General features: G+C 50.3%; 8 protein-coding genes. 7 read left to right on the top strand and 1 reads right to left on the bottom strand.

The genetic code is table 11. From position 1 onward, the window contains the following. Positions 1 to 114 precede the first annotated feature (114 nt). The 7 genes from V6D20_03045 (at position 115) to V6D20_03075 (ending at position 6,521) form a co-directional block, all read left to right on the top strand. Entirely contained in the window at positions 115 to 1,506 is a 1,392-nt protein-coding gene (locus tag V6D20_03045; protein ID HEY9814770.1) for an ATP-binding protein, read from the top strand. A 171-nt stretch (positions 1,507 to 1,677) separates the two neighbouring features. Next, the gene (locus V6D20_03050; protein ID HEY9814771.1) at positions 1,678 to 1,986 is read left to right on the top strand and encodes a hypothetical protein; all 309 of its coding nucleotides are present in this window, start codon (positions 1,678 to 1,680) and stop codon (positions 1,984 to 1,986) included. A gap of 149 nt (positions 1,987 to 2,135) precedes the next feature. Continuing rightward, positions 2,136 to 2,771 carry a calcium-binding protein gene (locus V6D20_03055; GenBank protein ID HEY9814772.1) on the top strand — a complete coding sequence of 212 codons (636 nt, stop codon included), beginning with the start codon at positions 2,136 to 2,138 and terminating at the stop codon, positions 2,769 to 2,771. Positions 2,772 to 2,971: 200 nt separating this feature from the next. Then, on the top strand, positions 2,972 to 3,286 hold the full coding sequence (locus V6D20_03060) for a hypothetical protein (GenBank protein HEY9814773.1): 315 nt from the start codon (positions 2,972 to 2,974) through the stop codon (positions 3,284 to 3,286). Positions 3,287 to 3,338: 52 nt separating this feature from the next. Continuing rightward, a complete protein-coding gene (locus tag V6D20_03065; protein HEY9814774.1) occupies positions 3,339 to 5,834 on the top strand; it encodes an aspartyl/asparaginyl beta-hydroxylase domain-containing protein in 2,496 nt (831 codons plus the stop codon). A gap of 328 nt (positions 5,835 to 6,162) precedes the next feature. Continuing rightward, entirely contained in the window at positions 6,163 to 6,354 is a 192-nt protein-coding gene (locus V6D20_03070) for a hypothetical protein (protein ID HEY9814775.1), read from the top strand. Then, positions 6,351 to 6,521, top strand: a complete 171-nt coding sequence (locus V6D20_03075) for a hypothetical protein (GenBank protein HEY9814776.1) — start codon at positions 6,351 to 6,353, stop codon at positions 6,519 to 6,521. Before V6D20_03070 ends, V6D20_03075 begins: the two co-directional genes overlap by 4 nt. Before the next feature lie 4 nt (positions 6,522 to 6,525). On the opposite strand, the gene V6D20_03080 is transcribed toward V6D20_03075, so the two are convergent. Further along, positions 6,526 to 6,732 (bottom strand): DUF2267 domain-containing protein (locus V6D20_03080; GenBank protein ID HEY9814777.1); only part of this gene is annotated, 207 nt, incomplete at its 5' end.

Genomic DNA, 6,732 nt, shown 5'->3' on the forward strand with positions numbered 1-6,732 from the left:
TCGAGATGAGTCGGACTCTCTCATTCACACCATTCGAGGCGTAGGCTATCGCATGAGTGCTGAAAGCAAACCTTGCTCTCCCGATCCGTAGAGTCTCATCGTCATAGATTCATCATGAAGCAACGTAAGCCATGGCAAAATTTACGATTACGGCTAGTCGCCTGGTATAGCCTGTTAGCAGGGATTTCCATGCTGGTTTCCGATGGGTTTATGTACGTTGAGTTTCGGCGAACCTTACTTGATCAAGTCGATAGTGCCCTAGAGGTAACTGCCATTCAGGCATTGAAAAATATTGATGATGAAGTGGATGTTCTAACCTTTGATCCCCGAGAAGACTCCCCCGTGTTGACATCGTTGCTCGATGAAGCAGGCGTTTCGGTTGACTTGTTAGATCAAAATGGTGTGATTAACCAGCGTTTGGGGGACTCATTAACCTTTCCCTTACAAGCTCAACTGAGTCCTGGATTTAAGACCATTATCAATGCTGATGAACGATGGCGTGTTTACATTCTAGAAATCTTACCTCGGGATAACCGTCCAGCAGGATGGCTGAGAGTTGCCCATTCATTGCAGTCTGTGGACACCACGTTAAGGGATCTGCTGAAGCACCATTTATTTGAAATTCCTTTAATTCTTGGCATGGTTGGGCTGGGCGGCTTATTTTTAGCAAACCGTGCCCTGAAACCCATTGGTCAAATTACCGAAATGGCAGAGCGCGTCAGAATTAGTGGTGATTTGACGCAGCGCATTCGCTATCAGGGGGTTACCGATGAACTAGAACGATTGGCCAATATGTTTGATACCATGCTGGACTCCTTGCAAGCCACGTTTGAACGAGAAAAGCGGTTTACGGCGGACGCATCCCACGAGCTACGGACACCGCTCACGGCTATCAAGGGACGGCTGCATGTGACGCTGAGCCAGCAACGTACAGCAGAAAACTATGCAGAAACCCTGCAAGCTATCGAACAAGAAGTCGATCGCCTGATTCGTCTAAGTAGTGATCTTCTTCTGTTGTCGCAGCTTGAGCAGCATCATCTAGCCTTAAACTTAGAGTTGATCGATCTGAGTGATCTATTGGCCGCGATCGCTGAACAGGTTCAGCCCCTTGCCGAGCTGCACCACCTCAAGTTCTCGACCCATATTGCGTCCAACCTTTATATTCAGGGCAGTCCTGATCATTTGATTCGCCTGTTTCTAAATTTGCTTGATAATGCCATAAAGTATGCCGCCAATGATGGCCAAGTCACCCTAACAGCACTATCAGGCGATCGCTCTATCCAAGTGATGGTCAGTGATACCGGGATAGGTATTCCTCCAGAGCATGTATCCCATCTGTTCGAGCGATTCTATCGAGTGGAAAAGTCTCGCTCACGCGCCATCGGAGGCACTGGATTAGGGCTAGCGATCGCCCAAGAAATTGTCCATCGCCACCATGGAGCGATCGCGATTCAAAGCGGGCTGGGTCATGGTACAACCGTTACTGTCACATTACCCAGTCAATAGATTCAGGCGTGATTCTGCCTTTTGTTCTGAGCAAGAGTAAGAAGTTTCTTACCGTTTTCCTACCGTTCTCTTACAGCTCGCCTCCTAGACTGAGTTGAGTCGGTTGATATGGGTTCCATTGCCTAACTAACGACCCATCAATAGCCGCGTAGTAGAGCAGTTGGAGAATGCATGATGAAATTATTCGCAGTTGGTTCAATTTTTGTCAGTAGCCTGGTTGCTGTTGGCATCGCATCCACCATCCAGGCTCAAAGCAGCGGCTCGTTTACCGGCACCGTAGAGCGTGTTTGGGAAGACGGCTTTCACCTGAATACAGGTGAACGTGTGCTTCGAGTCGATTCGTGGGATCTATGCGGTGACCATACTGCTAGCCATGTGTCTGTGGGCGATCGCCTCACGGTAACTGGGGAATTTGAGCTTCGTGATTTTGATGCATTTTCCATCACAACTAGCGACGGATTAGCTCTTTGCCGCGCATGAGTTCTATCATGCTTGCCCTCTAGGCTAGAGCAAAAACATGTTTAGGGTGTATTCCACAATGACAGGGCTTTCTTACCCGGCATGGTGACTGCCATAGCAGCAATTTTTGATGTGTAACAGATTCGTGATTGATGAAGGAGCGAAATGACATGAAAGATATATTAACGCTAAGCGATGCTTTTGAAGATGAAAGTGTGTCAAGAACCTTGTTCTTTTTCGGTGATGGGGACGGCGACGGTGATGGCGACGGTGATGGCGACGGGGACGGCGACGGCGATGGTGATGGGGACGGTGATGGCGACGGTGGCGACTTCTTTGGAGATAATCGCAACAATGTGATTCGCGGCACCGGACGGTCTGATGATATTCGAGGAGGGGGAGGCAACGATCGCCTATTTGGCCTTGCAGGCGACGATGATATCTTTGGCGACAACGGTAACGATATCTTAGTGGGCGGAGCCGGTGACGACGACCTCTTTGGCGGTAACGGTAACGATATCTTGCGCGGTGGTGACGGCAATGATGATCTGCGCGGCGGAGCTGGAAGAGATACCCTCATTGGCGGTCGTGGTCGCGACACATTTATCCTGGAAAGCAACGGTAATGATATCATCCGCGATTTTCAGGATGGGGTAGATGAACTGGGCATTGGCGGTCGCCTAGAGTTTAACGATCTAGTATTTCGGCAGCGAGGTAACAACACCCTAGTTCTTGCCAATGGGAGCCGCGTTGCAACCATGCTGGGCGTTGATGCAACTTCCATCACACGGGCTGACTTTGATTAAGTCACTCACATAGCTTAGTTTTGCTTAGCGATAATTGGAATTAACTTATCCCTCTTTTGCTAGTTCTAGGCAAGAGAGGGTAAGCCCTGATTCTTGCGTCGGATATCGTGAGCCGCAATGACGAGAATTCATCCGGATGTCCCCATGTGGCAAAAGCGGGATCAGGCAGACATTCACAATCTAAAAGCGGAGACATGGTTATGCAACGGTTATTACTCTTGCTAGTGTTGACATCATTATCTAGCGTAGCAACTGCACGGGCCCTAGAACAGGCTGCTCTCTCAGTGGAGGAGAGCGATCGCAATGTTGATCTGGCGGTTGCAGACGCTTCGTTTCTGGATCAGACCCAGACCATCATGGTTCAGAGTCATGGTGCTATGACCGAACCCACACGACTCATCAGTAGTGGAGATGGGGACGGGGATGGGGACGGGGATGGGGATGGCGACGGAGACGGGGATGGGGACGGAGATGGTGATGGCGACGGTGATGGTGATGGCTGGTACGACGATTAAGATTTCATAAATCCAGGTTGAATGCCGTAACCTCAGTGAAAGGAGCGATCGCATGACTTATTTAGCTTCAGATCATTGCCCTCATCTTGATAAGCCAGCCCTTAAAACGCCAGCATCCTACAATGTCGTGAGTGCTGAGCATGATGCGATCGCTAACCTCATACAGGCAGTGCTTGCCGAGCAGCCGTATTCAGATCAGCCCATTGCTTGCCTAGGGCCAACCTATGTAGGGCTCCGCAAAAGTGGACAGTTGCAACAGGCCTATTGGCGTTATGACACCGACCTAGAGCAGATGGTCGAGGGCGTTGTGGAGCAGGCGATCGCCTCCTTAATCGCCTCCAATTCTTCCAAGACTGACACCCTAGATCACGCCAAAACATCTGGCATTGATGCGATTGAACTCTGTCTGACCCATGACTATCGATGGGTAGCGATCGCAGAGTTTGATCGGGTGTTTGCCAATATCCATCGCGGCATTCGCGGCATCGAAGTGCAATATCAGGATCGCATCTACCGCTACAGCCCCACTCGCATGATTGCGGCTAACCTCAGCTTCCAGAAAGCATTTCAACAGGTGCTCGATCAGGAATCTATTTCAGATCAGACCTTCATTCGCAAAGGCGGACTGATTCAGGCATTCGAAGCCCGCCAGCTTCTGATTCGCCTGACGCCCCAAGTGATGATCACAACCCTGCATCGCGGCAACCGCATCGTTCCCCTAGAAACCCTAAGTGGTGATGTCTTGGCAGATATGACCCGCTGCATGGGGCAATGGATGGTGCGACAGGTGCAAATGAATGGTCGCATGGTCTATAAATACTTTCCCAGCCGAGGGGAAGAATCGGGAGCCAATAACCTGATCCGTCAATTCATGGCGACGCTGTGCCTGATCCGCTATGCGCGCTTTACCCAACAAGACACGCATTGGGCTTTAGCACGCCATAATCTCAACTACAATCTCAAGCAGTTTTATCATGCTGAAGAAACGTTGGGACTAGTAGAATATGACGGCAAAGTAAAGCTGGGGGCGATCGCTCTAGCTGCCCTAGCCATTTTGGAAGCTGGCGGCACAGAAGAGAAAGGAAGCCCATCTCTAACCATACCCTCTCTCTATGCTGACATCTTCTCATCACTTTGCCGCACGATCGACCACCTTTGGCAACCTGATGGATCATTCCGCACCTTTTATAAACCCAGCGATCGCAACGATAATCAAAACTTTTATCCTGGAGAAGCTCTGCTGTTCTGGGCATCCCTATATCAGCGCACCCATGACACCGATTTACTAGAGCGATGTTACACCAGCTTTCACTACTATCGAGCTTGGCATCGACAGCACCGCAACCCGGCCTTTATTCCCTGGCATACCCAAGCCTATGCTCTGCTCTATCAAGAAACGGGCGATCGCCAGTTCCTCGACTGCATCATGGAGATGAATGATTGGCTCTTACCCATGCAGCAATGGGATGGGGTGCGCTATGCCGATGTGCAGGGGCGATTCCATAATCCTAAGCATCCTGAGTATGGCCCACCCCATGCGTCATCAACAGGGGTCTACCTAGAAGGTCTAGTAGATGCCTACCAGCTCGCGGTTCAAACCCAAGATATTCACCGAGCCCAATGCTATCAACAGTCTATCTGGCGAGGGTTACGGAGTATTCGTCAACTGCAATTTCGAGATGAAATCGATCTGTTTTATATATCGAAACCGTCCTTCGTCCATGGTGGCATCCGCACAACGGTGTACGACAATGTGATTCGGGTCGATAACGTGCAGCACTGCCTGATGGCATTGCTAAAACTGATGCAATGCCCCACCTTTTCCCAAGCCACCACTCCTGGCATCATCGACGACACATCAGAGTACTGGAATAGTCCTAGAGATTCTGTCCAGATTACCGTTCAGGATAAGATATCGGGCAGGTCTCCATCGATGGACACCCCCCAAGAAACCCCAAGAAATATTGCTGAAGGTGAAGCGCGATCGCACTTACAGCAGTTCCAGTTGCTCGATGCCACCGTTGATCTACGCCCACTTCTCGTTGAACTTGATGCCAATGCCCACTACTGGCTCCGCGACACGAGCCGTCAAGACCATGTGAACGTGCAGCGTGAAACTAACTCTATTTATCTGCGTAGTGCCGTCAAACCACTCCCTCCTGGTGCAACCAACAGCAACGACGTCCATGAGAGCCGCTGCACTGCCATGGCCAAGCACTTTCCGAAGATATTGGGATGGACAGAGGATTTTGCCGCATCTATCGGTGGCGAGCTAGGGCGAGTGACGGTGGTGCGATTAGCTCCCTATGGTCGAGTCTATCGTCATATTGACCATGGAGACTATTACCGGGTACGCGATCGCTACCATCTTGTGTTAAGGAGCGCGGCAGGAAGTGTTCTTGGTGCGGGAGATGAGTGGGTGCGTATGCAGGAAGGAGAACTGTGGTGGTTCAACAACAAGGCACCCCACGAAGCCTTTAATGAATCCAGCGACTGGCGTGTTCATCTTATCTTTGACGTATTGAGGGGCGATCGCTCTTTAGCATAATGCGTCAGAGATCAGTATATTCTAGAAACAACCGTTAACGTCTCATTAGGCACGAAGGACTTACTTGAGGCGATCGCTTAACCTTCTCCCTCTATTCTTCCACCTAGCGCTGAGTGGCGTGGAGGGCGATCGCTCTGGCTAAACGTGATGCTTGCGGGCAGCGATACGTTTTATCAGAAACCAGGACTTAAGACTTTCCCAACCTGGGAGCACATGATTCATCATCTATCATAGTGAAAGGCAGACGATTCTCCCTTGAACCTACGTTGAGGCTCTATTGATGTTGAGTGTTACCGTTGATGAACTTCTACGCGACCCTTCAAAGTACATGCGTCAAGTAGAAGAAGGTGAAACTTTTATCATCGTTCAAGCAGAGAAGGCGATCGCTGAACTAAGACCCATCTCGTCGAGCAGTAAGCAGCTACGACCTTTCGGCTTATGTGCTGGCAAGTTCACTGTCCCCGACGATTTTGATGCACCTTTGCCAAAAGAGATTTTGAGTGTCTTCGAGGGCACATGAAAATCCTGCTCGATACACACATATTCCTGTGGTTTATCCATCGCCTCGTCGCTCTCCCTACCAAAACCAAAATTGCCCTAGACTCTTGGATTATCTCCAAAAACCTAGGGCTGTGCTATGATGTGGCGTTTACTTATTTAAAGCTTAAGCCACTGGGGCTGCGGTAACTACCTAGACCTGACGCCAAAGCTGACGTAGGGTGCCGGGCAGATAATTATCGACTTCCCGCACTCGTTCAGGAGATAAGCATTCCTTCAGGGTGGTGAAGACCGCCGCGATCGCATCCTCGGGGGCAATGCCCTGGGACAAACCGGCTTCTTGGCCAATGCGGAAGACAAAGCTATCGGGAGAAATGTCTAGGGGAGCACGCACGCGGCT

Source organism: Candidatus Obscuribacterales bacterium (genome assembly GCA_036703605.1).
Lineage (GTDB): Bacteria > Cyanobacteriota > Cyanobacteriia > RECH01 > RECH01 > RECH01.